The 24,471-nt window shown below is 67.1% G+C and carries 22 protein-coding genes; 8 read left to right on the forward strand and 14 right to left on the reverse strand.

Features of this window, described 5'->3' with window-relative positions; translation table 11 throughout:
* The first annotated feature begins 125 nt into the window (after positions 1-125).
* Both IEV64_RS13500 and mtnP read left to right on the forward strand, forming a co-directional pair.
* Positions 126-1,100 (forward strand): AEC family transporter, encoded by a 975-nt coding sequence (locus IEV64_RS13500; protein ID WP_049920618.1) that lies wholly within the window; start codon positions 126-128, stop codon positions 1,098-1,100.
* Positions 1,101-1,145: 45 nt separating this feature from the next.
* Complete coding sequence (mtnP, locus tag IEV64_RS13505; RefSeq protein ID WP_188424087.1) at positions 1,146-2,006, forward strand: S-methyl-5'-thioadenosine phosphorylase; 861 nt, start codon at positions 1,146-1,148, stop codon at positions 2,004-2,006.
* A 9-nt stretch (positions 2,007-2,015) separates the two neighbouring features.
* Here the strand turns inward: mtnP and IEV64_RS13510 are convergent, their stop codons facing one another.
* From IEV64_RS13510 to IEV64_RS13540, 7 genes are all read right to left on the reverse strand, one after another.
* Positions 2,016-2,492: a DUF8108 domain-containing protein gene (locus tag IEV64_RS13510; RefSeq protein ID WP_188424088.1), complete on the reverse strand. Its 477-nt coding sequence runs from the start codon at positions 2,490-2,492 to the stop codon at positions 2,016-2,018.
* A gap of 32 nt (positions 2,493-2,524) precedes the next feature.
* The gene (locus IEV64_RS13515) at positions 2,525-3,661 is read right to left on the reverse strand and encodes a segregation and condensation protein A (RefSeq protein WP_007275713.1); all 1,137 of its coding nucleotides are present in this window, start codon (positions 3,659-3,661) and stop codon (positions 2,525-2,527) included.
* On the reverse strand, positions 3,654-7,340 hold the full coding sequence (gene smc, locus IEV64_RS13520) for a chromosome segregation protein SMC (protein WP_188424089.1): 3,687 nt from the start codon (positions 7,338-7,340) through the stop codon (positions 3,654-3,656). The genes IEV64_RS13515 and smc overlap by 8 nt, the downstream gene beginning before the upstream one ends.
* Positions 7,341-7,423: 83 nt before the next feature.
* The gene (locus tag IEV64_RS13525; RefSeq protein ID WP_188424090.1) at positions 7,424-7,744 is read right to left on the reverse strand and encodes a DUF7518 family protein; all 321 of its coding nucleotides are present in this window, start codon (positions 7,742-7,744) and stop codon (positions 7,424-7,426) included.
* 138 nt (positions 7,745-7,882) lie between these two features.
* On the reverse strand, positions 7,883-9,220 hold the full coding sequence (locus IEV64_RS13530) for an amidohydrolase (protein ID WP_188424091.1): 1,338 nt from the start codon (positions 9,218-9,220) through the stop codon (positions 7,883-7,885).
* A 64-nt stretch (positions 9,221-9,284) separates the two neighbouring features.
* On the reverse strand, positions 9,285-9,749 hold the full coding sequence (locus IEV64_RS13535) for a hypothetical protein (protein WP_004970144.1): 465 nt from the start codon (positions 9,747-9,749) through the stop codon (positions 9,285-9,287).
* A 1-nt stretch (position 9,750) separates the two neighbouring features.
* A complete protein-coding gene (locus IEV64_RS13540) occupies positions 9,751-10,635 on the reverse strand; it encodes a DUF3100 domain-containing protein (protein ID WP_007275718.1) in 885 nt (294 codons plus the stop codon).
* Between the two features lie 166 nt (positions 10,636-10,801).
* Here IEV64_RS13540 and gatB point away from each other — a divergent pair, with 166 nt between their 5' ends.
* Complete coding sequence (gene gatB, locus IEV64_RS13545; RefSeq protein ID WP_004970148.1) at positions 10,802-12,292, forward strand: Asp-tRNA(Asn)/Glu-tRNA(Gln) amidotransferase subunit GatB; 1,491 nt, start codon at positions 10,802-10,804, stop codon at positions 12,290-12,292.
* 86 nt (positions 12,293-12,378) lie between these two features.
* Here the strand turns inward: gatB and IEV64_RS13550 are convergent, their stop codons facing one another.
* Positions 12,379-12,558, reverse strand: a complete 180-nt coding sequence (locus tag IEV64_RS13550) for a hypothetical protein (protein WP_049920610.1) — start codon at positions 12,556-12,558, stop codon at positions 12,379-12,381.
* 113 nt (positions 12,559-12,671) lie between these two features.
* Positions 12,672-14,099: an MATE family efflux transporter gene (locus IEV64_RS13555; protein ID WP_306452314.1), complete on the reverse strand. Its 1,428-nt coding sequence runs from the start codon at positions 14,097-14,099 to the stop codon at positions 12,672-12,674.
* Positions 14,100-14,379: 280 nt separating this feature from the next.
* Between IEV64_RS13555 and IEV64_RS13560 the strand changes: the two genes are divergently transcribed.
* Complete coding sequence (locus IEV64_RS13560; RefSeq protein WP_188424092.1) at positions 14,380-16,902, forward strand: DNA topoisomerase I; 2,523 nt, start codon at positions 14,380-14,382, stop codon at positions 16,900-16,902.
* On the opposite strand, the gene IEV64_RS13565 is transcribed toward IEV64_RS13560, so the two are convergent.
* Positions 16,899-17,903: a restriction endonuclease gene (locus IEV64_RS13565; RefSeq protein WP_188424093.1), complete on the reverse strand. Its 1,005-nt coding sequence runs from the start codon at positions 17,901-17,903 to the stop codon at positions 16,899-16,901. The two genes, IEV64_RS13560 and IEV64_RS13565, sit on opposite strands and share 4 nt — an antisense overlap.
* 104 nt (positions 17,904-18,007) lie before the next feature.
* On the opposite strand from IEV64_RS13565, the gene IEV64_RS13570 reads away from it, so the two are divergent.
* Positions 18,008-18,730, forward strand: coding sequence for a phosphoglycerol geranylgeranyltransferase (locus IEV64_RS13570; RefSeq protein WP_188424094.1), 723 nt, complete (start codon positions 18,008-18,010; stop codon positions 18,728-18,730).
* Positions 18,731-18,754: 24 nt separating this feature from the next.
* On the opposite strand, the gene IEV64_RS13575 is transcribed toward IEV64_RS13570, so the two are convergent.
* Positions 18,755-19,504 (reverse strand): DUF4013 domain-containing protein, encoded by a 750-nt coding sequence (locus IEV64_RS13575; protein ID WP_188424095.1) that lies wholly within the window; start codon positions 19,502-19,504, stop codon positions 18,755-18,757.
* A gap of 78 nt (positions 19,505-19,582) precedes the next feature.
* Positions 19,583-20,200: a cupin domain-containing protein gene (locus tag IEV64_RS13580; RefSeq protein ID WP_188424096.1), complete on the reverse strand. Its 618-nt coding sequence runs from the start codon at positions 20,198-20,200 to the stop codon at positions 19,583-19,585.
* Positions 20,201-20,359: 159 nt separating this feature from the next.
* Here IEV64_RS13580 and aspS point away from each other — a divergent pair, with 159 nt between their 5' ends.
* Positions 20,360-21,664 (forward strand): aspartate--tRNA(Asn) ligase, encoded by a 1,305-nt coding sequence (aspS, locus tag IEV64_RS13585; protein ID WP_188424097.1) that lies wholly within the window; start codon positions 20,360-20,362, stop codon positions 21,662-21,664.
* A gap of 476 nt (positions 21,665-22,140) precedes the next feature.
* Here the strand turns inward: aspS and IEV64_RS13590 are convergent, their stop codons facing one another.
* Both IEV64_RS13590 and IEV64_RS13595 read right to left on the reverse strand, forming a co-directional pair.
* Positions 22,141-22,665: a PIN domain-containing protein gene (locus tag IEV64_RS13590; protein WP_188424098.1), complete on the reverse strand. Its 525-nt coding sequence runs from the start codon at positions 22,663-22,665 to the stop codon at positions 22,141-22,143.
* Complete coding sequence (locus tag IEV64_RS13595; protein ID WP_188424099.1) at positions 22,666-22,968, reverse strand: UPF0175 family protein; 303 nt, start codon at positions 22,966-22,968, stop codon at positions 22,666-22,668. It lies immediately after the preceding gene.
* A gap of 116 nt (positions 22,969-23,084) precedes the next feature.
* Between IEV64_RS13595 and IEV64_RS13600 the strand changes: the two genes are divergently transcribed.
* Together IEV64_RS13600 and IEV64_RS13605 are read left to right on the forward strand one after the other, a co-directional pair.
* Positions 23,085-23,537: an SHOCT domain-containing protein gene (locus tag IEV64_RS13600; RefSeq protein WP_007275726.1), complete on the forward strand. Its 453-nt coding sequence runs from the start codon at positions 23,085-23,087 to the stop codon at positions 23,535-23,537.
* An 82-nt stretch (positions 23,538-23,619) separates the two neighbouring features.
* Complete coding sequence (locus IEV64_RS13605) at positions 23,620-24,453, forward strand: pantoate kinase (protein WP_007275727.1); 834 nt, start codon at positions 23,620-23,622, stop codon at positions 24,451-24,453.
* The last annotated feature ends 18 nt before the right edge of the window (positions 24,454-24,471 follow it).

Consider the following 24,471-nt stretch of genomic DNA (forward strand, 5'->3'; position numbering starts at 1 on the left):
ACGGGGCCACGTATCCGACCGCTTCGACCGTCTGCTTCGACGTCCCTCCGACCTCTCACAGTCGCCCACCGCCCGGTCTCGCCCGAAGCGAAACGTTCCTTTGGGTGCCGCTCGTCGGCACGCGCATGTCGCTGTTTTCTATCTTCGTCAGTGCGCTCTTGCCGATTCTCGCCATCGGCGCGGTCGGCTTTCTCCTCGGGCGCGTCCGCGACGTGGACCCAGAACCGCTCAACACGGTGACGGTGTACGTCCTCGCGCCGGTGCTCGTGTTCTACAGCCTCGCGACGACCGAACTCGCCGGCGAGACGCTGGCGACCATCACCGCCGGCGTCGTCGCCTACCACGTCGCCATGCTCCTCGTCGCGGGCGGCGTCGCCCGGCTCGCGGGCGTCTCCGAGCCCCTCCTCGGCGCGCTCGTTCTCGTCGCCGCCTTTCCGAACTCGGGGAACTACGGCATCCCCGTCAGTTCCTTTGCCTTCGGCGACACCGGCCGCTCGACGGCCGTCGTCTACCTCGCCGTCCAGAGCGTCCTCATCTACACGTTAGGCGTGTACATCGCCGGGCGAGGGGCCGACCGCGACGGCGGCGCGCCGGGGTGGCGCGTCGGCCTCGAACGCATCGCCCGCATTCCCCTCGTCTACGCGGTCGTCGCCGCCCTCGCGGCTCGCTGGCTCGGCGTCGTCCCGCCGACGGGCGTCCCCGCGATGGAGACGCTCAGGCTCGTCGGCGACTCGTCGATTCCGATGATGCTCCTCATCCTCGGCATCCAGCTCGCGGGGGCCGACCTCGGCTCGACGCTCTCGGAGGTCGGCGTCGTCGCCGCGCTCAAGATAGTCGTCGCGCCCGCCGTCGCGGTCGGTATCGCGCTCGTCGCCGGCTTCGGCGACCCGACGGTCGCGCGGACGTTCGTCCTCGAATCCGCGATGCCCGCCGCGGTCACGCCGCTCATCCTCGTCGCGGAGTTCGGCGACGCCTCGGGGACCGGCTCGGCCACCTCGCTCGCGGAGTTCGTCTCCGCGGCCGTCTTCGCGACGACGCTTCTCAGCGTGCCCGCGCTGTCGGTGCTCATCTACCTGTTGAACCACGGCGTCGTGGTGTAGCCCCGGATTCGCCACGATTTTGTGCGCTCTGCCCGACCTTCGAGTATGAAAATCGGATTCATCGGTGGCAGTGGTATCTACGAGGCGCTCCCGCTGGAGAACACCCGCGAGGAACCCGTCGAGACGCCGTTCGGCGAGCCCTCGACGACGCCCGTCGTCGGCGAGTTCGGCGACACCGGCCGCGAGGTCGTCTTCCTCCCGCGACACGGCCCGGACCACCAGCACTCGCCGACGACGCTTCCCTACCGCGCGAACATCTTCGCGCTCAAGAAACTCGGCGTCACCCACGTCCTCGCCAGCAACGCCGTCGGGAGCCTCAAAGAGGACCTGCCGCCCCAGACGCTCGTCGTCCCCGACCAGATTTACGACCGCACGAAACACCGCCCGCTTACGTTCTTCGACGAGGGCATCGTCGTCCACCAGCCCTTCGCGATGCCGTACGACGAGGAACTCGTCTCCATCCTCGCCGAGGCCGCCGAAGAGGCGACCGACGCACAGGTCCAAGAAGGCGGCACCTACGTCTGCATCGAGGGGCCGTCGTACTCCACGAAGGCCGAAAGCGAGCACTACCGCGCGCAGGGCTGGGACGTCATCGGCATGACGACCATCCCCGAAGCCAAACTCGCCCGCGAGGCCGAGATGGCCTACGCGACCATCACCGGCGTCACCGACTACGACGTCTGGAAGGAAGACAGCGAAGTCACGCTCGACGAGGTGCTGAAGAACGCCGCCGCCAACGAGGAGGCCATCAAGGAGACCGTCGAGGCCGCCATTCGCAAGATTCCCGACGGCCACGAGACCGACAGCCACTCCGCGCTCGAAGGCACCATCAACACGCCCGACGACGCCATCCCCGCCGAGACGAAAGCAACGCTCGCGCCGCTCATCGACCAGTACGTCGACTGAGCCGGGGATTCAGTCGTTCAGTTCCGCGGATTCTGCCGAATCACTCTCCGGCTCCGAAACCTCGCGTTCGCCGCGCGCCGCCTCGTCGGTCGGCGAGAACTCGACCGCGTGACAGCGCGTACAGTACTCGTTTTCCCCGCGGTCAGTCGTCGCGAGCGGGACGCCCGCGGCGACGAACTGCGTGCTGAACTCCCGGACGACGCCCCGGTCGTCGGCCTCGCCGCAGACGACGCACTCGCGGACCGCCCCCGGCGACGTGACCACCTCGCGGACGCGACCGAACGAGGTCGGACTGTACGAGACGTAGCCGGGCAAGTAGTAGTGCAACCAGAAGATGGGAAAGAAAAACAGGAGCGCCCACGTCCAGATGGCCGACTGGGGGAACAGGATAGCCGCCGCGAGCGCCGCGAACAGCGTCGACGTGACGACCGAGACCGCGACCGTCAGCCGTCGGAGCGTGCTGGAGAGCAGGGTCGGGTGGGGCACGACCGAGACTGACGGCGGGTCGGATAAAATAGCTAGTCGTCCGCGATGGCCTCGGCTTCGAGTTCGGGGTCGTCGGCGTCGTCACCGTCGCCGGCGGCGGCGTCGGAACCGCGGTCGACCGCCTCCGGGTCCGCTCTGTCGGCGTCTGCCGCGTCCGAATCGACTTCCGACCCCGCGCCGGGGTCGGCGTCGAACACCTCGGGGTTCCGAATCCAGAGGTCGCCGAACAGGTCGTCCTGCTTGAGATAGACCGTGCCCCGGTGGGACAGAAACAGGAGCGCGAGGTAGGTCGTCATCACGGTGTCAGCCACGTCGCGTATCTCCGCGAACAGCACCTCGTCGCGGCCCTTCTCGTAGTGGTCGGCGAGCACGTCGCCGACGGCTTCGACGACCGCCTCGATGTCCTCGTTGTGGGCGGTCCCCGTCACGTCGTCTTCGGTGGGTTCGCCCGCGCCGCGCATCTCGCCGGGCGTGTGGTAGTCGAGCGTCTGCGTCCCGCGGGAGAAGCCGCGCGGCGACTCGGAGGTGTCGTACTCGCGGCGGCGCTTCCACCACGACCCGCGTTCGACCTCCCGGAGTTCGCGGACGAGTTCGTCCAGCGTCTCCGGCGACCCGCGGGCCTGCTTGCGTTCGAGCCGCCGGTCCATCTCGTCTTCCAGCGCGTCGATAGGGTCGAAGCCGGGCGGGCCGCCGCCGCCGTCGCCGGGGTCGCCGGGGTGGCCCTCGTCGCCGCCCTGCAGGGCGAGTTCCCACGGTTCGAGTTCCTCCTCGTCGGGTTCGTCCGGCGCGAGGAGTTCGTCGGACTTCATCCGAAGGAGGACGCTCGCGTAGAACAGCGCCCGGCCGGTCGTTCGGAGGTCCATCGCGTCGAGGCGATTCAGGAAGGCGTCCGTGACCTCCACGATGTCGATGTCCCACGGGTCGATAGTCCCCTCCTTGGCGAGTTGGACGAGGAGTTCGACCGGTTCCACCTCGTCGTCGTCGGTCTCCGAGACGTCCTCGGGAAGCACCTCGTCCATCGCGTCGGGTTCGGCGGGGGCGGCGTCCGCCTCGGAATCGGACGCGGCGTCGTCGCCGGCGAACGAGAAGACCGCGTCGTCACCGCCGTCGCCCGCGTCGCGCTTGCCGCGCCCGCGAGAGAGGTTCAGCTCGGGGATGTCGTCAGTCATCCGCCGGAACCTCCGCTTCCACGTCCGCGTCGGCCTCGCCGCCGTCACTACCGTCCGCGCCGTCCTCGGAGTCGTCGCCGCCGCCCGACCCGTCCGCGTCGCTTCCGTCGCTTCCGGCCTCGTCGCCGCCGAACTGGATACCCGTGACGGCGCTGACGTTGTCGCCCTGCATCGTCACGCCGATGGCGCGCTCGGCGCGTTCGAGGAGCGCGGAGCGGTGCGAGACGACGACGAACTGCGCGTCGCCCGCGAGGTCGTCGACCATCTGGCCGACGCGCTCGGCGTTCGCGGCGTCGAGGAAGGCGTCCACCTCGTCGAGCGCGTAGAACGGCGCGGGGTTGTGCCGCTGGATGGCGAAAATGAAGGCGAGCGCCGTCAGCGACTTCTCGCCGCCGGACATGGCGTCGAGGCGCTGAATCGGCTTGTCGCCCGGCTGGGCCTTCATCGTCAGGCCCTCCTCGAAGGGGTCTTCGGGGTTCTCCAACTGAAGGCGGCCCGTCCCGTTCGACAGGCGCTCGAAGATATCGGTGAAGTTCTCCGCGATGGCGTCGAACGACTCCATGAACGTCGCCTTCTTCTGGGACTCGTACTGGTCGATGCGGTCGGCGATGGCGTCGCGCTCTTCGACCAGCACGTCGCGGCGCTCCCGGAGGTCTTCGAGGTCGGCTTTCACGTCGTCGTACTCGTCGATGGCGAGCATGTTGACCGGTTCGAGCTCCTCCATCTCCTCGGTGAGGCGCTCGATTTCCGACTCGACGGTGTCGTGGTCGGGAATCTCGTCGGGGTCGTAGTCGCCGACCTGCGATTCGAGCTCGTCGATTTCCCATTCGAGGCGCTCGGCGGCCGAGCGCATGCTTTCGAGCTTCGATTCGACCGCGTTCACCCGGTCTTTCTTCTCGTCGCGGGCGCTCCGGGCCTCGCGGAGGTCGTCCTGTAGCTCCGTGCGGTCCTCCTTGAGGTCGACCAGTTCCTCTTCGAGTTCGGCGACCGCCTCGCGCTTGGCTTCGAGGTCGCCCTCGCGCTCCTCGATTTTCGACTCCGCCTCGGAGATGGAGTTTCGGGCCTCAGCCTTGCGGTTCTGGGCGGCCTCGACCGTGTCGTGGAGGTCGTCGACCGCGTCTTCCGCGTACTGCTTTTCGAGCTGAACCTCGTTGAGCCGGCCGTCGAGCGTGGACATCCGGTCTTCGAGGTCGTCGATATCCGCGCGAATCTCGTCGGCGCGGGCGGTGAGCTTTGGAATCTCCGAGTCCGCGAGCTCGGTCTCGATGTCCTCGATGGCGGCCTCGACCGTCTCGATTTCGTCGTCGAGGTCGGCGATTTCGTCGTCGAGGTCGGACATCTGTTCGTCCACCGACTCGCGTTCGGACTGGAGTTCGTCGAGGCGGTCGTTCAGCCGGTCGATTTCTGCTTCGGCGTCCTCGATATCGCCTTCTGCGTCCTCGATTTCGCGCTCGATGGTCCGGACGCGGTCGGCGGCGTCGGAGGCCCGCCCGCGGGCGTCGTCGAGGTCGTCGTCGATGTCCCGAATCTCCTCGTTGAGCGAGCGACGGCGGTCTTCGAGCGTCGTAATCTCCTTGGCGAGGCGTTCGAGTTTGCCCTCGCCGGACTTCGAAAACGAGTAGCGAGAGCCGCCGCCGGAGCCGCCGGTCATCGCGCCGGAGCGCTCCACGAGGTCGCCGTCGAGGGTGACCATGCGGTAGTCGCCCATCAGGTCGCGGGCGGTCTCCATGTCCTCGACGACGAGCGTCGAACCGAGGACGTACGAGAAAATCGACTCGTACTGGCTGTCGTAGTCGACGAGGTTGCGCGCGAAGTCCACGACGCCGGGGCGGTTCGGCTTGCGCGGGAGGCCCCGGTTGTCCATCTTCGTTATGGGCAGGAACGTCGCGCGACCCGCGTTGCGGGACTTCAGGTGGTCGATACAGGACGACCCCACGCCGTCGTCGTCGACGACGACGTTGGCGAGGCGACCGCCGGCGGCCGTCTCGCAGGCCTTGGCGTACTCGCCGTCGACCGAGCCGAGTTGGCCGACCGCGCCGTGGACGCCGGAGATTCCGGCGTTGAGGATGGTCGTGACCGCTCTGGGCCACGAGTTGTCGCCGTCTTTGCCGGCGCGGGCTTCGAGGCGGGCGTACTCGGACTGCTTGGTCTGGAGTTCGTCCGTGACCTCCGAGAGTTCGTCGTTCAGGTCGGCCTTCTCGACCTGCAGGTCCTCGATGACGCCGTCTATCTTCGCCTTGTTCTTCTCGGCGGTGTCGAGTTCGCTGTGCAGGTCGGAGATCGTCGCCTTCAGTTCGGGGACGCGCTCGCGGGCGCGTTCGAGTTCGTCCCGCGTCTCCGAAATCTGGTTCGAGCGGCGGCGCGCGTCGTCCAGCAGGCGGTCCTTGGCGCGCTGGCGGTCGTTCTTCTCGTCTTTGAGCTCGTCGATCGTCTCCTTTCTCGCCGCGAGTTCGGACTTCAGCTCGTCGAACTCGGTGTCGACCGAGTCGATTTCGGCCTGCACCTCGGAGAGTTCGACCCGCTTGGACTGGATGTCGCTTTTGACCGACGCCTTCTCGACTTTGACCTCGCGGATGTCGTCTTCGAGGTCGTCTATCTGTTCTTGCTTGCGGTCGATGTCGATGAACGCCTTGCGGCGCTCGGCCTCGGCGTCGTCGCGCTTTTCCTCGGCCGCTTCGATGGCGTTCTCCAGCCGGGAGATGTCGCCTTTTATCTCCTCCATCTCCGACTTGATGCGGAGCTGTTCGTCCTCGCCCTTGCGCTCGATTTCGCGGGTGAGGTCTTCGAGGTCCTCTTCGAGGCGGGTGACTTTCCCCTGTCGCTCGTCGAGTTCGGCCTGCAAGTCTTCGAGGTCGGCCTCGGTGGACTCGATGCGCGATTCGGTCCGCGAGAGGTCGTCGCGCTTGTCTTCGAGTTCCGCGGCCTTCAGGTAGCCCTCGTACTCCTCTTTCTCCTCGCGGAGTCCCTTGTAGGTGAGCGCGGTCTCGCGCTCGTCGGCGAGTTGGTCGAGGCGCGTCTCCTTTTCCTCGATGCGGAGGTCCGCCTCGTCGACGCGCTCTTCGACCGCCTCCAACTCCTCGAAGGCGGCGTCTTTCTTCTCGTCGAACTCGGCGACGCCCGCGATTTCGTCGATGATGCCCCGTCGCTGGTAGGGCGTCATGTTGATGATTTCGGTCACGTCGCCCTGCATGACGACGTTGTAGCCCTCGGGGGTGATGCCCGCCTGCGCGAGCAGGTCCTTGATGTCCGAGAGGTTGACCGAGCGCTCGTTGAGGTAGTAGTACGAGTAGTAGTTGTCCGGCGTCTCCTTGACGCGGCGCTTGATGGTTATCTCCTCGACGTCGCCGACCTTGTCGGTCCCGGCGGCGTTGACGACCTGCGAGCGGTCGAGCGTCCCCTCGGAGTTGTCGAGGACGACCGTGACGCTGGCCTCTTTGGGCTGTTTCGCGGCCTCGTCGCTCCCGTCGGCGTGACCGGGGTTGTAGATGAGGTCCGTCAGCTTCTCGGCGCGAATCCCGCGGGTGCGGGCGAGGCCGAGCGCGAAGAGGACGCCGTCGATGATGTTCGATTTGCCGGAACCGTTCGGGCCCGTAACGACCGTGAAATCCTCGTAGAACGGGATGCGAGTCGGCCGCCCGAAGCTCTTGAAACCGTCAAGGACGAGCTCTTTGATGTGCATGGGTTGGTGTTCACGCGGGCGACGCCCGCAGGTGGAGCGCGCCGCATGAACACGGGGCGCGCTCGCTCGGACGGCGCGCCCGATTACGCGACGATGATGTCGTCGTCGGGCGTCTCGCCGTCGCCTTCGTCAGTCTCGTCGGCCTCGTCGGGTTTAGTCTCATCGCCGTCGGCCGACGCCACCTCGTCGGCTTCGGCGGTCTCCGCGGCGGCGTCCGCGGCGGAGTCGTCTTCGGTCTCCCAGTCGCCGCGACGGGTCGCGGCCCGCGAGGGGACCTCCACGTCGTTGGCGTCTTCGAGCTGTCGAAGCCGTTCTTTGGTCTCGACGAGTTCCTCGGTGAGCCCGTTCACGGCGGCCTGCAGTTCTGCGACTTTGGATTCGAGTTCCTCCACCCGGTTACTCATGGGTAACATAGCCCCGCGCGTGAGACATAAATGTGCGTCAGACAATCACCGAAAATGTGATACGTGTGCGAGTGGGAACGTCCCCGGACCCGCGTCGTCGGTCGCTCTGGGCGTCGCCGGCCTGCCGTCGGCGGGCGCTCAGTCGCGGTACGATTCGGTCGTCGTCGCCCGGAGCGACCGGACCGCGTCGAGGTACTCCTCGCGGCCGCGCTTTTCGGCTTTCGCCTCGCGGACCGCCGCCATCGCCTCGTGGCTGGTGAGCAGGTCGACCAGCGTGCAGGCGGTGAGTTTCGCGGGGATGACGTAGGCCATCTCCTCGTCGACGACGCGGAAGTCGCGGGCGTGGACCGCGCCCTCGAAGCCGCCGGTCCACGGGTGGATGCCGGGGACGAGTTGCGTGATGTCGCCCATGTCGGTCGACCCCGAGAGGTGCGGCGACCCCTCCGTGACCGCGTCGGGGCCGACGATGTCGCGGGCGTTCTCGTCGTAGAACGCGACTATCGTCTCGTCGGTCCGAAGCGGCATGTAGCCGGGGTAGTCCTCGATTTCCACGTCGCCGCCGACGCCCATCGCGCCGGCGGCGAGCGCCCGGTTGACCGACTCGTTCGCCTCGGCGACGGCCTCGACGGAGGCCGCGCGGACGTACGACTCCATCGTCACCTCGGCGGGGACGACGTTGACGCCGTCGCCGCCGCGGGTGATGATGGGGTGGACGCGGACGTGGTCCTCGTCGCGGAAGCGCTCGCGCTGGGCGTGGACCGCGTTCATCCCGAGCATCGCGGCGTTGAGCGCGTTGACGCCCTCTTCGGGGGCCGCGCCGGCGTGCGCCTCGGTCCCGCGGTAGGTGACGAACTTACCGACGAAACCGTTCGTCGAGAAGTCGCTCGTAATCGTCCGCTCGGGCGTGTCGCTCCCGGCGTGCATCATCGCGGCGGCGTCCCAGTCGTCGACGTAGCCGCGGCGGATGAGCTCCTGTTTGCCGCCGAAGAACTCGATGTCGCCGGCTTCGAGCAGGCCGCGCCGGTAGTCGAGGTCGAGGTACTCCTCGGCCGGGACGGCGACGAACTCGACCGCGCCGTCGAGGTCGTCGACGACGCCACTTCCGACGAGACCGAACGCGGTCCCCACGAGCTGTGCGAGTTGGGCGTTGTGGCCGCAGGCGTGGACCGCGCCGGTCTCGGGGTCCGCCATCGGGTGGTCCGGGTTGACGAGCGCGTCGAGTTCGCCGAGGACGGCGGCGACGAAGTCGCCCGACCCCGCTCGGGCGCGAGCGCCGGTAATCGCCAGTTCCGTCTCCACGTCGAGGTCGAGGTCTTCGAACAGCGAGACGACCTTCTCGGTCGTCTTCACCTCCTTGTAGCCGAGTTCCGGCTCCGCCTGCACGTCCTTCGCGAAGGCGATAATCTCGTCCGCGCGGTCGTCGATAGCGTCGCAGACGCGCGCTTTGAGGGCCGCGGTTCGGTCGTCGCCGGTCATCGCGTCTCACTCCGGCGCGCGCGGCGGTCGGTCGCGGGGGTCGCGGAGGTTGCGGGGGTCGCCATCAGATAATCCCCTGCGCGGAGAGCACGGCCTGCGAGATGAGCGCGGAGCCGAAGAACGTCCCGAAGAAGACGAACACGGCCACGAGGACGAGCTTCCAGCTGACCTCCTTCATCTTCCCGGTCTGGAGCCCGATAGAGAGCCCCGCGTAGGCGAGAATCGGCGTCGTCGTCGCGAGGAAGTCGACCTCGCCGACGGCGGCGAGAAACGGCGCTTGAACCGGCGAAAACGGCAGTGCGAGCGCGAACGCGAGAATCATCGCGTAGGCGAACGCCGGCAGGTCGAGCGGAATCAGCCGCCCCATGAGCAGGGCGACGAGACCGATGAGGACGATGAGCGCCATGCCGGGGAGCGCGGCGACGAAGCCGGTGCCGGTGGCGATGAAGTTGGCCGTCAGCGTCAGGAACGCGACCACGAGCAACATCTTCAGCGATTCGACGGAGAACTCCGGCGTGGACATCGACATCTCACTCACCTCCGTCGGCCGCGGCCGTGTCGCGGCCGAACACGGGCGCGAGGACGGCGTACAGGCGCGTGATGACCGGGAGACCGACGAGGATGACCATGTAGAGTCCCGTGATGCCGGTCAGGAGGTTGCTCGTCGCGGCGAAGCTCAGAATCTGGTCCTCGGCGACGCCCGCGCCGCCGGCGGCCGCCGCCAGCGACGTGGAACAGGCGGTCATCATGCTCGCCGACCCCATGCCGCAGGCCATCGACAGCGCGAGCGGGTGAAGCCCCGTCGCGGGGGCGAAACCCCCGAGCAGGCCGAAGAAGACGGTTCCGAGGACCGTTCCGGTCATGTAGGTGCCGAGGACGCCGCGACCCTCGGGCGACTCGATGCCGTACTTGTCGGTGATGACGCCGAGGGTCGGTTCGCGGGCGATGCTGACCGCCGCGCCGATGGACTCGCGTTTGAGGCCCAAAAGCAGGGCGAGCGGGAGCGCGATGAGAATCGTGCCGAGGTTGCCGAACTCCTGTAAGACGAACGCCGGCCCGGCCGCCACGAGGTCGTAGAACGACGGCGCGACGAGCGTCCCGTACTTGACGCCGAGCGGCATCAGCGCGATGACGAGAAGCGGCGAGGCGATGCGGCTCACGTCCTCGTCGACGACCGACCGGAGGGGTTCGATGACCGACCCGAGGACGCTGTAACTGACGCCGAGCCCGAGGACGACAGCGTACAGAAGCGGCAGGAGCACGACCTGACCCGGTCCGAGCGGGAACGTTATCGTGCCGATGAGTTCCGCGACGACGACGATGAGAAGGACCGTCAGATGCGTCCGGAGATGCGCCGAGAGCCGACCGGCGGTCCGAATCGGTGCCCATCTATCAGCAGTGGTATCGTTTGTCATATGTGAACAAAGTCTGTGAATCGTGGAGATGAAACGCCGGTATATAAAACCTCGTTAGTGATTGTCTGTCAGGTGTGGCGGCCGCGCGCCGGGACGCCGCCCGCGGCCGAGCGGCTCTGCGGCCAGTCCCGTTAGTCTTTAGCCCACCGCCGTCGAAGCGCGGCCAATGACTGCGCAAGCGCTCGAACAGCGCGAACTCGCGGTCGTCATCGGGTTGGAGGTCCACGTCCAACTCGAGACGGCCACGAAGATTTTCTGTAGCTGTTCGACCGAGCCTGCCGAGGACGAGGAGCCGAACACCCGCGTGTGCCCCGTCTGCCTCGGGCTACCGGGCGCGCTCCCGGTGCTCAACGAGGCGGCGGTGGAGTCGGCGGTCAAAATCGGCAAGGCGCTGAACGCCGACATCGCCGAGGACACCCGGTTCCACCGGAAGAACTACTACTACCCCGACCTGCCCAAGAACTTCCAGATTACCCAGTACGACGCGCCCATCTGCGCCGACGGGACGCTCGAGGTGTCCGTCGAGGGCACCCGCCGCGACATCGGCATCACCCGCGCCCACCTCGAAGAGGACCCGGGAAGCCTCCAGCACAAAGGCGGCAGTATCGACACGGCGGACTACACGCTCGTCAACTACAACCGCGCCGGCACGCCGCTGGTCGAAATCGTCACCGAGCCCGACTTCCGGAGCCCCCAAGAGACCCGCGCGTTCCTCGCCAAACTCGAAGAGGTGCTCGAATACCTCGGCGTGTTCGACGCCACCCGCGACGGCTCGCTCCGCATCGACGCCAACATCTCGCTCGTCCCCGCCGACGAGGTCGACGACGACGGCGCGATTTCCGACGAGGCGCTCGAAGCGGCCAACCGCACCGAGGTCAAGAACATCTCCAGCCACAAGGGCGCAGAGAAGGCGCTGGCCTACGAGGTCACCCGCCAGAAGAACGCCATCAAGCGCGGTCGCGCTGTCGAACAGGAGACGCGCCACTGGGACGAGTCCCGCGGCATCACGGTCTCGATGCGCTCGAAGGAAGAAGAAAAGGACTACCGCTACTTCCGCGAGGCCGACCTCCCGCCGCTCCAGGTCGCCCACTGGAAAGAGGAGATTCCGATTCCGGAGCTTCCCGACGCCCGCCGCGAGCGCTTCCACACCGAGTACGGCATCGACGAGGAGTCCGCCTCGAAGCTCACCTCGACCAAGGAGGTCGCGGACTTCTTCGAGGACGTGGCCGCCGAGTTCGACGCCGACCTCGCCGCGACGTGGGTCGCCGACAACCTCCTCGGCGAACTCAACTACCGCGACATGCACATCACGGACGTGTCGGACCGCCTCGACGAGTTCACGCGACTCGTCGAGCTCGTCGCCGCCGACGAGGTGACGACGAAGAACGCCGAGGAAATCGTCCTCCGCGAGATGCTCGACGAGGGCAAAGACCCCGACACCATCGTCGACGAGGAGGGTCTCGGGAAGGCCGACGACGACGAAATCGGCGGCTTCGTCCAAGAGGCAATCGACGAGAACCCCGACGCCGTCGAGGACTACCACGACGGCGAGGGCGGCGCGCTGAACTTCCTCGTCGGACAGGTCATGCAGAAGTCCAAGGGGAGCGCCGACCCCGGCACGGTGAACCAGTTGCTCCGCGAGCGACTGGACGAGTAACGCGACCGACCGCAGAAAGCGACGCCGCACCGACGCGGCGCGCGTCAGGTTCGCTCTGTCCTTCGACCCTCGATTCGTCGCGCCGCTCAGCCGAGCACGTGGTTCACGTACTGGTCGAACCGAACGAACTCCGTCGAGTCGCAGGCGGCGCACTCGTCGGGGGCGCTGTAGTGGTACATCCCTTCCTCGTGCCTCACCGACCCGGCGTAGACCGCGTGGCAGTCGGTGCAGACGTATCGGTCCGGTAACTCAGGCGTGTGAGCCATGCGTCTCTATTGTACCCGGTCATACATGATTCTACCTTGCCAAAAGGCGACGGCCGTGGCTACGACCCGTCGGCGTCGCGAGGGGAGTCGAGAGTAGTCGAAGGCGGCCGAGGCTAATCGTCGCCCGCCGACGGCGTCGCCCCGCGGTCGAGGACGCCCTCGCGCCACGTGCCGAGTCGGAACCACGCGACGGCGACCGCGAAGGAGGCGACAGCGCCGATAACGTAGGCCCACCAGAGGCCTTCGACGCCCCACGCGAGCCCCGAGACGGAGCCGACGACCGGCACCGAGACGGTCCACGTGAACGCGACCGCGAGGGCGACCGGCACGCGGAAAATCCACCGCGAGAGGAACGACAGCGCCATCGCGGCCTTCGTGACGCCCGCGCCGCGGAACGCCCCCTGAATCACCATCACGCCACCGAAGAACGCCCACGACGGGGCGACGATGCGGAGGAACGTCACGCCCTCGTCGACGACGGCCTGTTCGCCGATAAACAGGCGCATCGCCTCGGCCGGGAAGGCCACGACGAGCGCCGCGGCCGCAAAGAGCAGTCCCATCGTCCCCGCCATCGCGGTCCAGGTGACCGAGGCGGCCCGGTCGGGTGTCCGAGCGCCGAGGTTCTGCCCGACGCCGGTCGCCGTCGCCTGCCCGACCGCGCCGGAGACGGTCCACGAGACGGACATGAGGCGGACGCCGATACCGTAGGCCGCGGTCGGCGTCGGCCCGAACCGGGCGACGAACGCGGCCATCACGACCGCCGAAAAGCTCCGCGCCCAGCCGTCGAGGGTCGCGGGATAGCCGATATCGACCAGCTTTCTGAGGCGTTCGGGGTCGGGTCGGAGGTCGGCGAGTCGGAGCCTGACGCCCCAGTCGCCGCGCAGGAGGATGTAGACGCCGGCGGCCGTGGCGAACAGTCGGGCGATGAGCGTCGCAATCGCCGCGCCGCGGGTTCCCATCCCCGCGATGGGGCCCCAGCCAAGGATGAGAATCGGGTCGAGAACGACGTTGAGGCCGGCGGAGGCGACCATGAGCCACATCGCGGTCTTCGTGTCGCCCGCGCCCTGGAGCGCCGCCCGGAACGCGAAAAACAGGAACGTGAGCGGCAGTGCGAGGAAGACGACCTCGATGTAGGCGAGCGCCTCGGTGAACACGGCACCCTCCGCGCCGATGAGTTCCAAAAGCGGATATCTGAGCGCGAAGCCGCCGACGGCGAGGACGACCGAGACGGCGAGGGTGAGAAGCACCGTCTGGCCGACGACGCGGTCGGCCTCGCGGTCGTCGCCCGCGCCGACGTGTTGCGAGACGAGGGCGATGGTCGCGGCGGTGATGCCCATCGCGGTCGAGACGAACATCCAGCTCGTCGGGAACATGAGCGAGACGGCGGCGACGGCGTCCGCGCCGACGCGGCCGACCCAGAACACGTCCGCGAGGTTGTACAGCGTCTGAAGGAGGTTCCCCGCGACGAGCGGCCACGAGAGCGAGAGCAGTTTGGGGGCGATTTTCCCCTCGGTCATGTCGATTCGCGAATCACCCGACACGGTCTCGGGGTTCGGCGGGAAGGGGTTATCGGTTCTGGTGTCGCGGACGCGCTCGGGTGTCGCAGTCGTCTCGGGTGTCGTCGTCGGTCCCAGCGACGAGTCGGCAGAGCGAATCGGCGAATTCACACGGGAGACGCGGCGTGTCGCGGACGCGTCGGCAGACACACACCTTCGCGCGCGAGGGCGCTCACTCGCACGCCCGTATCCGCGCGCGTCGGGGCCGCTACTGCACGAATTCGGCACGAAAGGTTTAGGACACCCCACATCATATCGCCGCTCAATGAGCAGGGGTCCGGAACTCATCATCACGGAGAAGGACAACGCCGCGAGGCGCATCGCCGACATCCTGAGCGGCGAGACCGCCTCCGCGGAGCGGATGAACGGCGTGAACGTCTACAAGTGGGGCGGCAAGCGCTGTATCGGGCTGTCGGGCCACGTCGTCGGCGTGGACTTCCCGCCGGAGTACAACGACTGGCGCGACGTGGAGCCGGTCGAACTCATCGGCGCGCCCGTCGAGAAACACCCAACGCAGGAGAACATCGTCGCCGCGCTCCGCCGGCTCGCCCGCCGCGCGGGCAAGGTCACCATCGCGACCGACTACGACCGCGAGGGCGAACTCATCGGCAAGGAGGCGTACGAACTCGTCCGCGACGTCAACGAGGACGTGCCCGTCGACCGGGTGCGGTTTTCCTCCATCACGAACCGCGAGGTGACGGAGGCGTTCGAGAACCCCGACGACCTCGACTTCGACCTCGCCGCCGCCGGCGAGGCCCGACAGATTATCGACCTCGTCTGGGGGGCGGCGCTCACGCGCTTCCTCTCGCTTTCGGCCCGCCAACTCGGCAACGACTTCATCTCGGTCGGCCGCGTGCAAGGGCCGACGCTGAAGCTCATCGTCGACCGCGAGCGCGAAATCGAGGCGTTCGACCCCGAGGACTACTGGGAGCTGTTCTCCAAGCTGACGAAGGACGCCGACGGCGACGCCGAGTCCTTCGAGGCGCAGTACTTCTACCTCGACGACGACGGCACCGAGGCCGAGCGCATCTGGGACGAGGAGTCCGCCGAGTCGGCCTACCAGACGCTCCTCGGCGTCGAGGCCGCCGAGGTCTCGTCGGTCAATCGCCGCACGCGGGCCGACACGCCGCCCGCGCCGTTCAACACCACGCAGTTCATCCGCGCCGCCGGCTCTATCGGCTACTCCGCCCAGCGGGCGATGAGCATCGCCGAGGACCTCTACACGGCCGGCTACATCACCTACCCGCGGACCGACAACACGGTGTACCCCGACGACCTCGACCCGCGCGAACTGCTCGGCGCGTTCGAGGGCGACCGCCGGTTCAAGGAGGACGCCGAGTCCCTCCTCGAACAGGAGGAAATCGAGCCGACCGAGGGCGACAACGAGACGACCGACCACCCGCCGATTCACCCGACCGGCGAACTCCCCTCGGCGTCCGACCTCTCGGACGACGAGTGGGACGTGTACGAACTCGTCGTCCGGCGCTTCTTCGCCACCGTCGCCGAGGACGCCGTCTGGGAGCACCTCCGCGTCGTCGCCGAGGTCGAGGGACTCTCGCTGAAGGCCAACGGCAAGCGCCTGCTCGAAGCGGGCTACCACGACGTCTACCCGTACTTCAACTCCACCGAGTCGTTCGTGCCCGACGTCGAGGAAGGCGAGTCGCTCGTGCTGTCCGACACGCACCTCGACGCCAAGCAGACCCAGCCCCCGCGGCGCTACGGCCAGTCGCGGCTCATCGAGACGATGGAACAGATGGGCATCGGGACGAAGGCGACCCGCCACGACGTGATTCAGAAGCTCTACGACCGCGGCTACATCGAGAGCGACCCGCCGCGGCCGACCCGGCTCGCGCGGGCGGTCGTGGAGGCCTCCGAGGACTTCGCGAAACTCATCGTCAGCGAGGAGATGACCTCGCAACTCGAATCCGACATGCTGGCTATCGCCCGCGGCGAGGCCACCCTCGAAGACGTGACCGAGGAGTCCAAAGAGATGCTCGGAGACGTGTTCGAGGGGCTGATGGAGTCCCGCGAGGAACTCGGCAAACAGCTCCAGGACTCGCTGAAGGCCGACAAGACGGTCGGCACCTGCCCCGACTGCGGCGGCGATCTCGTCGTCAGAAAGAGCCGCCGCGGCTCGTACTTCATCGGCTGTGACTCCTACCCCGACTGCACCTACACCCTGCCGCTTCCCTCCACGGGCAAGCCGCTCATCATGGAGGACTCCTGCGAGGACCACGACCTCCACCACATCAAGATGCTCGCCGGCCGCAAGACGTTCGTCCACGGCTGTCCGCTCTGTAAGGCCGAGGAGGCCGACGAGGAAGACGACCTCGTCATCGGGTCGTGTCCCGAGTGTGGTGCGGAGGAAGGAGGAGAGCTAGCTATCAAGCGGCTCCGCTCCGGCTCGCGGCTCGTCGGCTGTACCCGGTACCCCGACTGCGACTACTCGCTCCCGCTCCCCCGCCGCGGCGACATCGAGGTGACAGACGAGTCCTGCGAGGAACACGACCTCCCGGAACTCCGGATTACCTACGAGGGCGACCGCGAGCCGTGGGAACTCGGCTGTCCCATCTGCAACTACCGCGAGTACCAAGCCCAGCAGAACGGCGAGGGCGGCTCCGAGTTAGAGAGCATCAGCGGTATCGGCGCGAAGACCGCCGAGAAACTGAAAGACGCCGGCATCGAGGACGTGAAGACGCTGAAGGCGTCCGAACCCGACGACATCGCGGCGAAAGTCGAAGGCGTGGGTGCGGATACGGTTCGGAAGTGGCAGACTGCGGCGGACTAACTCTCGACCCAGACGTAGCGTTTTTCGCGGCCGTTTTCGACCGAGACTTCGGGGAGTCGGACGAGCCAAACGCCGACTGAACTCGCCCGGCGTTTCGCACTACTCCGCGATAGCTCCGACTCGGACGCGATGAAGTCAACGAGCTCGCCGTGTCCGAGTGACCCCGACTCCGAGAGCGAGTGCGCGAGCCGCTCGATTATCTCCGCGTTTCGAATCCCGTCGAGAAGGAGGGGTTCGGCCTCATCAGTGAGTTCCGCCGTTCGATAGGCGACGTATCGAGCGCCGCTTCGGGTGAGCGACCAGCGGCGCTGTCTGTGGGTGCCCTCGTCGGGCCACTCTTGATGAACGAACCCGAGAATCCAGCCCGCAATCGCGTACAGGTCCGCGTGGCGGGGCGACACGCCCGCGGACTCGACGATATCGTCTTTTTCGCCGCGGGAGTCACCGATGGACAAGAGAACCGTGTCGAGGGTTTCGAACGAATTGGCGAGTGGGATTCGTTTCGACGGAATCGGACCCGTCTCGTCGGCCTCCCCGAACAGGTTCCAGAACTCTTCGTCGGGTTCGAACCGAGTACTCTGCCGGCAAACGCCGACGCGAAGGTCGACCATCGACTCGAACAGCTCGGGGCCGTCCACCAAGTGTATCCCCGCTCGTTCGGCGCTTTCGGCGGCTGGTGTGGTAAACGAACTCGTCGTGACGACCGTCCCGGTGTCGCATCCCCTATCGGCCAGTGCACCCTGAAATCGCTGTATTGCGGGCGAACCGACCGTGTTACGTGGGTCGTACTGCTTCGCCTGAACGCCGAGCGAAACGTCCAAAAGCGAGTTTCTGATGCGTCCATCGATGTCAATACCGCCGTCCTGACGGAACGCGGTGACCGAGAACCGCGCCGGGGGAAGCGACTCTGAGAGCACCGACTCGCAGAGTAGCTCGAACTCCTCTGCGGACAGGGCCATCGCTCGGCGTTCGACGTACTCAGTCGCCGCGACAGCGTCCATCGTACACCGCATTTGGTGACAGGTAGGTTAAAATTCACCCTTGGCCGTATGTACGTCCAATTCATCCGCACGCTTTTTACGCCCCCTCAAGCATAGAGCGACCAATGAGCTATCCGTGGGAAGACTGGGACCATATCACCAAAATCGACCCTGACAAGGACCTCGCCGACGGCGAGACGTTCGAAGACGTGTGTGAGACGGGGACCGACGCCCTCGAAATCGGCGGCACGCTCGACATCACAGAAGAGAAGATGGAGCGCGTCATCGAGGCGACCTCGAAGTACGACGTGCCCATCTATCAGGAGCCGTCGAACCCCGGCGTCGTCATCGACGACGACGCGCTGGACGGCTACCTCATCCCGACGGTGTTCAACGCGAGCGACTCGTTTTGGATTACCGGCGCGCACAAGGAGTGGGTCCGCATCGAAGACGGCCTCGACTGGGACCGCACCCACACCGAGGCGTACATCGTGTTGAACCCCGAGTCGTCCGTCGCCGAGTACACCGACGCCGACACCGACCAGTCCGCCGATGACGTGGCCTCGTTCGCCCGCGTCGCCGAGAAGATGTTCGGCCAGAAAATTATCTACGTCGAGTACTCGGGGACCTACGGCGACCCCGAGAAGGTCGGCGCGGCCCACGACGCGCTCGACGACGCGACGCTGTTCTACGGCGGCGGCATCCACGACTACGAGTCGGCCTACGAGATGGGCCAGCACGCCGACGCGATCGTCGTCGGCAACCTCCTGCACGACGAGGGCGTCGACGCGGTCCGCGAGACGGTCGAGGGTGCGAAGGACGCGACGGCCGAACTCGTCGCCGAGTAATCCCCACGGGCACGGTTTCTGTTTCTACGCCGACGGCACCGACTCCGCGTTCACGCCGTCGGCGTGCGACTCCCGAGTCGCGTCGGCACCGAGCGACGGCGCATCCCGCGCGCCGCGACCGAGGAGCGTCGCCGACACGATGAGAAAGAGGAACGACGCGGTCGCGGCGAGGGGAGTTCCGGCGACCGGCACCGCGGCGCAGAGGGCGACGAACAGGTTGGCGGCGAAGACGACGAGCGCGACGGCCGAGGCGACGCGAACGAACGAGCGGTCGAACGCGAGGTCGCGCGTGGCCGGAATCGCCGCGGCGAGCGACCCCTCGCGGGCGAGGGCGACCGTCGCCGCAAGCGAGAGATACGAACCCGCCAGCGAAGCGAGACCGGCCGCGGCGAGCGTGGCGGTGTCGAGCGGGGTGAGGCCGAGGAGCCCGAGCATCGACGGGTTGGTCGCGTACGAGAGCGTCGCGAGCGACGGCCCGGAACCCGGAAGGGCGGCGGTCGCGAGGCCGACCGCGGGGAGTTGGAGCGCGACGAGCGCGGCCGAGAGGCGAGCGCCGTCTGCGACCATGCCGGCGAGGTCGTCGAACGAGGGGAGCGCGGCCGCCTCGCGGTCGCCGGCGCGAACGAGGCGGACGGCGTAGCCCGCGAGCAAGATGCTCGCCAGCGGCGTGGCGAGCGACGCGAGCGTCGAGAGGACGCCGATGACGGCCGTGTCGACCGAGGTGTCTTCGGCGAGCGGGAGTGCGAACGCGGCTTCGAGGTCTGAAACGTCCATGTCCGAGGCGAGATGGTCGCGGGTTCGTATATAAATCTCAGCGCCGGAGCCGTCGCCGTGACCCGGCGCGCGGCCGGTTCACTCCTCGTCGGTCGGTTCGCCGTCCCAGTAGCCGACTTCGGCGTCTCGCGGGAAGTAGCCGTGGAGCGTTCGGGCGGTCTTGTCACCGCCCGGCGGCGCGCCGCAGAACACCCCGACTTTGTCGGAGTCGGGGTAGACGGTCACGTCGGGGTGGTTCATCGTCGAGAGCGCGAGGTACCGGAGCGGTTCGTCGCCGTCGTTCTCGATTTGTCTGACGTAGTCGGCCCCCGCGGGGAGCGCGACGTAGGTGTCCGGTTCGAGGTCGAGGTCGGCCGCGCCCTCGCGCGTCAGGAGCGTGCCCGACCCCGAGAGCACGTACAGCGCCTCCTCGTTGCCCTCGTGGTAGTGCGTCGGCCACGGCCGCTTGCCGGGCGGGACTTCGTAGAGCGAACAGCCGAGGTCGCGGCCGCCGGCGCGGTCGGCGAGTCGCTTCCGGCGGAACGCGAAGCGGTCGCCGCGTTCGCTTGCGGACCAGTCGAGGTCGGCGGCGCGGGCGGCGGTCGGTGCCGGGTCGGACTCCGAGGGCGCGTCGCCGTCGGCGTCGTCGGCGTCGGTGTCAGCATCGTCGTCGGTGCGCGGTTCGTCCGCCGGCGCGTCGGATGAGTCGGGAGCCATACCGGGGCGACGCGCGCCGCGGACTAAGTACCGCGGAAGCGACTGCCACGAGAAGTCGTGTCTCGCGTTCGACTCAGCGGGCGAGAGAGTGGACGGTCGAACGCCTCCGAGCGAGGCGAAGACACGATGTTTAAGACGAACGGTCGGGAACCACGTCGTATGCGAAACCGAACGTACACGGCCGACGCCGAGCCCGGTGACACGGTCACCGTCGCCGGCTGGGTCCACGAAATCCGTGACCTCGGCGGCATCGCGTTTCTGATTCTCCGGGACACCTCCGGCAAGATTCAGGTCAAGTTCGAGAAAGACGAGATGGACGACGACCTCGTCGAGACGGGTCTCGGCGTCCACCGCGAGAGCGTCATCTCCGTGACCGGCGAGGTCGCCGAAGAGCCGCGCGCGCCGACGGGCGTCGAGGTCACGCCCGAGAGCCTCGACGTCATCGCCGAGGCCGAGGCACAGCTCCCGCTCGACCCCTCCGGCAAGGTCGACGCCGAGCTCTCGACGCGCCTCGACAACCGCACGCTCGACCTCCGCAAGGACGAAGTGAAGGCCATCTTCGAGATTCGCGCCGAGGTCCAGCGCGCCGTCCGCGAGCAGTTCCGCGACCTCCGCGCGACCGAGATCAACACGCCGAAAATCGTCGCCACGGGGACCGAAGGCGGCACCGAACTCTTCCCCATCACCTACTTCGGCAAGGAGGCGTTCATGAACCAGTCGCCCCAGCTGTTCAAACAGCTGATGGTCGGCTCCGGACTCGAACGCGTCTTCGAGGTCGGCCCCATCTTCCGCGCCGAAGAGCACAACACGCCCCGCCACCTCAACGAGGCGACCTCCATCGACTTCGAGTCGGCGTTCATCGACCACACGGAAGCGATGGACGTGTGTGAGGCCGTCGTCACGGCCGCCTACGAGGCCGTCGAGGAGAGCTGTCAGGACGAGCTCGAAGCGCTCGGTCTCGAAGAGGAGTTCGAAGCGCCGTCCGGCGAGTTCCCGCGGCTCACCTACGAGGAGGCCATCCAGCGCATCAACGCCACGGGCGAACTCGACGAACAGCTCGTCTGGGGCGACGACCTCCCGACCGAGGGCGAGAAGGCGCTCGGCGAGGACGTCGGCGAGCACTACTTCATCACCGACTGGCCCAGCGAGATCAAGCCGTTCTACATCAAGGACCACGACGACGACGAGACGCTCTCGACGGGCTTCGACATGATGCACCCGAACATGGAGCTCGTCTCGGGCGGCCAGCGTGAACACCGCTTCGACCACCTCGTCGCCGGCTTCGAACAGCAGGGTCTCGACCCCGACGCGTTCGAGTACTACACGAAGATGTTCAAGTACGGCATGCCCCCGCACGCAGGGTTCGGGCTCGGCGGCGAGCGGCTCATCATGACGATGCTCGGGCTGGAGAACATCCGGGAAGCTGTGCTGTTCCCGCGCGACCGGCAGCGCCTGTCGCCCTAGGCGACGGCGCAACACGAGCGCGGGAGCAACGAGCAAATCTTCGATTTGCGAGTGAGTTCCCGCGAGACAGACAACGCCTGAGTCCGTAGACGAAGGCGTTTCTGCGAGTGGGTGCTCGTCGGACGAACGACGTGAGTCCGACGGTGTTCCCGCGTGATCACCAGCGTCTCTCTCCGTAGAGACGCACCTGACGAGTGGGAACAGGGAGCAACGCCGCGCGTTGCGAGTGAGTTCCCGCGTGATCGCCAGCGTCTGAGCCCGTAAGGGCGAAGACGTGGCGAGCCAACGAGACGAGCACATGCGAGTCTCGTCAGCCCGCCAGCGTCTGTCGCCCGAGGCGACGGCGCAACACGAGCGCGGGAGCAACGAGCGAATCTTCGATTTGCGAGCGGGAACAGGGAGCAACGCGAAGCGTTGCGAGTGGGTTCCCGCGAGACGGACAACGCCTGAGCACGTACGGTCGAACACAGACCGAGTTATTCTTTTGCGGCTTCGTCGATAAGTCGGAAGGCTGTCTCTCGGAGTTCACCTGTCATGTGTAATCCGTTGGAGTCGATGCGGCGAATGAGGTCTTTTGCGTCCTCGGGAGTCATGCCCTCGTGAACGGCGCGAACGACGACGCCGACCGTTCCGGTCACGGTTGCTCCGAGGCCTTCAGCGATGGTTCGGACGCGGCGGTCGTCGGAGACGATTGCGATGTCTTGGTCGTGCTTCCGGGCCCAAAGAACCGTCCCGATAAGTGCGACGTCGCCGTTCACTTCGTCCTCGCTGAGAGTTTGCTTGGCTTGTGGTCGGTACTGGGTGAATACAGCACGGTCACCGGCACGGTAGGCACCATCTCGATCTAGTAGTGAAGAAACATTCGTCCACGCGGGCTCAGTACTCACCTCTTCGAGTACCTCCGTGGGGACTACGATATCGCCATCAAAATGCAACAACAGATGCAGTTCTCCAACAGTCCCCAACGAAATCAACGTCGAGGCGTCAACGTAGATATCCATCTACAAATCGAGCGCCGCATCCGCCTCTCGATCCAACTCATCCGAGGAGAGTTGCGAGGTCAGATTTCGTTCTCGCGCGATTTCAAACCATTCACCAAGACTCACGCCTGCGAGTCGCGCCGCTTGATTGAGAGAGATGTCTCCGGACTGGTACCGCTCGATAGCGACACGAATCCGAAGTTCCCGAAGGCCCTCACCGAGCGCTTTCCGAATTACTGTACTCCGGTCTTCACCGAGTAACTCGGAGACTGCTTCGAGTTCGTCCTGTTCGTCGTCCGGGATGCGAGCACTAATAGATGGCATTGTTTACTACGTATTACAGCGTATTCGTACATTAACCTACGCCCGGTCAGCGAAACAGTCGTTATCTCCCGGACGCGTTAGAGCACCATGCACGACCGCCGTCGCGGGGGAGACCGATGACCGACTCGAAGCGAATCGTCGACGACGCCATCGACGACGCCGGCGACGACGAGGACTCGGCGCTCGAACAGTTGGTCGCCGGCGTCGTCGTGGCGCTCATCTTTCTGGTCGGGTTCGGCCTGCTCGCACTCGGAGAGTGGTGGTTCTGGGTCGTCTTTCCGGTCGGCTTCGCGGGCGTGCTCCCCGCCGCGATAGCCCTCGTGCGCATCTACGAGTCCCGCCGCGGCGACGACGCGGACGAGTCGATGACGACCGAGACCGAAGACGCGCTCGAAACGCTCCGGCGGCGCTACGCGACCGGCGAGCTCTCGGAGGAGGAGTTCGAGTCGAAAGTCGAGCGACTGTTGGAGACGGAGACGGTCGCTGACGCTCGGGAGTCAGCCACGGCGCGCCGGCGTGAGGGCGACGCGAGCGAGACAAAGCGGGAGACGGAGTTCGACCGCGATTGAGCGCGAACCGCGAACGAGGCGGGTACGACTCGGACGCGACGAAACGCAACACCGTTAACCGACCCCCGTCGTAGAGACACCGATGAGCGACGACGCGACGGCGTTCGTGCCCGGCCACGTGACGGGGTTTTTCAGCGCCCACCCCGCCGACGACCCGGCGGTCGCCGGCTCTCGCGGCGCGGGACTGACGCTCTCCCACGGCGTCACCGTGACGGTCGAACCGGCGCAGGAGACCACCGTCAGCCTCGACGGCGAGGCGGTCGAGATGCCGCCCGTCGCGGACGTGCTTCGAGCGCTCGGTGTGACCGCCGCCGTCGACGCCGAAAGCGACCTCCCGCTGGGCGCGGGCTTCGGCGTCTCGGGCGCGATGGCGCTCGGGACGGCGCTCGCGGCGAACGCCGTCTTCGGGTGTGGCCGGTCGGAGAACGAACTCGTCACCCTCGCCCACGTCGCCGAGGTCCGCGCGGGGACCGGCCTCGGCGACGTGGTCGCGCAGGCCCGCGGCGGGATGCCCGTCCGGGTCGAACCGGGCGCGCCGGACTACGGCCGGATGGACGGCATCCCCGCGCGCCCCGAAATCGAGTACGTCGCCTTCGGCGGACTCTCGACAGCCGACGTGCTGTCCGGGGACACGGCCGCGCTCACCGCCGCCGGCGAGACGGCCCTCGAAGCGCTCCGCGCCGAACCGACGCTCGACCGCTTCGTCGCGGAATCGCGGCTGTTCGCCCGCGACGCCGGCTTGCTGACCGACCGGGTCGAGGCCGCCATCGACGACGTGCGCGCGGCCGGCGGCGACGGTTCGATGGCGATGCTCGGCGAGACGGTGTTCGCGGTGGGGTCGGGACTGTCGGACGCCGGCTACGACCCGGAGCGGTGTCGCGTCCACCCTGCCGGCGCGACGCTTCGGAGCGACTGACGGCCACGAGAGCCTCGC

The sequence above is a fragment of the Haloferax sulfurifontis genome (genome assembly GCF_014635105.1).
Lineage (GTDB): Archaea > Halobacteriota > Halobacteria > Halobacteriales > Haloferacaceae > Haloferax > Haloferax denitrificans.

Excerpts from the sequence above, each read along its gene's own strand:
- IEV64_RS13500 (WP_049920618.1), top strand. The coding sequence starts at position 126 with ATGTCGCTGTTTTCTATCTTCGTCAGTGCGCTCTTGCCGATTCTCGCC.
- mtnP (WP_188424087.1), top strand. The coding sequence starts at position 1,146 with ATGAAAATCGGATTCATCGGTGGCAGTGGTATCTACGAGGCGCTCCCG.
- IEV64_RS13515 (WP_007275713.1), bottom strand. The coding sequence starts at position 3,661 with ATGACTGACGACATCCCCGAGCTGAACCTCTCTCGCGGGCGCGGCAAG.
- smc (WP_188424089.1), bottom strand. The coding sequence starts at position 7,340 with ATGCACATCAAAGAGCTCGTCCTTGACGGTTTCAAGAGCTTCGGGCGG.
- IEV64_RS13525 (WP_188424090.1), bottom strand. The coding sequence starts at position 7,744 with ATGAGTAACCGGGTGGAGGAACTCGAATCCAAAGTCGCAGAACTGCAG.
- IEV64_RS13530 (WP_188424091.1), bottom strand. The coding sequence starts at position 9,220 with ATGACCGGCGACGACCGAACCGCGGCCCTCAAAGCGCGCGTCTGCGAC.
- IEV64_RS13535 (WP_004970144.1), bottom strand. The coding sequence starts at position 9,749 with ATGTCGATGTCCACGCCGGAGTTCTCCGTCGAATCGCTGAAGATGTTG.
- IEV64_RS13540 (WP_007275718.1), bottom strand. The coding sequence starts at position 10,635 with ATGACAAACGATACCACTGCTGATAGATGGGCACCGATTCGGACCGCC.
- gatB (WP_004970148.1), top strand. The coding sequence starts at position 10,802 with ATGACTGCGCAAGCGCTCGAACAGCGCGAACTCGCGGTCGTCATCGGG.
- IEV64_RS13550 (WP_049920610.1), bottom strand. The coding sequence starts at position 12,558 with ATGGCTCACACGCCTGAGTTACCGGACCGATACGTCTGCACCGACTGC.
- IEV64_RS13560 (WP_188424092.1), top strand. The coding sequence starts at position 14,380 with ATGAGCAGGGGTCCGGAACTCATCATCACGGAGAAGGACAACGCCGCG.
- IEV64_RS13565 (WP_188424093.1), bottom strand. The coding sequence starts at position 17,903 with ATGGACGCTGTCGCGGCGACTGAGTACGTCGAACGCCGAGCGATGGCC.
- IEV64_RS13570 (WP_188424094.1), top strand. The coding sequence starts at position 18,008 with ATGAGCTATCCGTGGGAAGACTGGGACCATATCACCAAAATCGACCCT.
- IEV64_RS13575 (WP_188424095.1), bottom strand. The coding sequence starts at position 19,504 with ATGGACGTTTCAGACCTCGAAGCCGCGTTCGCACTCCCGCTCGCCGAA.
- IEV64_RS13580 (WP_188424096.1), bottom strand. The coding sequence starts at position 20,200 with ATGGCTCCCGACTCATCCGACGCGCCGGCGGACGAACCGCGCACCGAC.
- aspS (WP_188424097.1), top strand. The coding sequence starts at position 20,360 with ATGCGAAACCGAACGTACACGGCCGACGCCGAGCCCGGTGACACGGTC.
- IEV64_RS13590 (WP_188424098.1), bottom strand. The coding sequence starts at position 22,665 with ATGGATATCTACGTTGACGCCTCGACGTTGATTTCGTTGGGGACTGTT.
- IEV64_RS13595 (WP_188424099.1), bottom strand. The coding sequence starts at position 22,968 with ATGCCATCTATTAGTGCTCGCATCCCGGACGACGAACAGGACGAACTC.
- IEV64_RS13600 (WP_007275726.1), top strand. The coding sequence starts at position 23,085 with ATGACCGACTCGAAGCGAATCGTCGACGACGCCATCGACGACGCCGGC.
- IEV64_RS13605 (WP_007275727.1), top strand. The coding sequence starts at position 23,620 with ATGAGCGACGACGCGACGGCGTTCGTGCCCGGCCACGTGACGGGGTTT.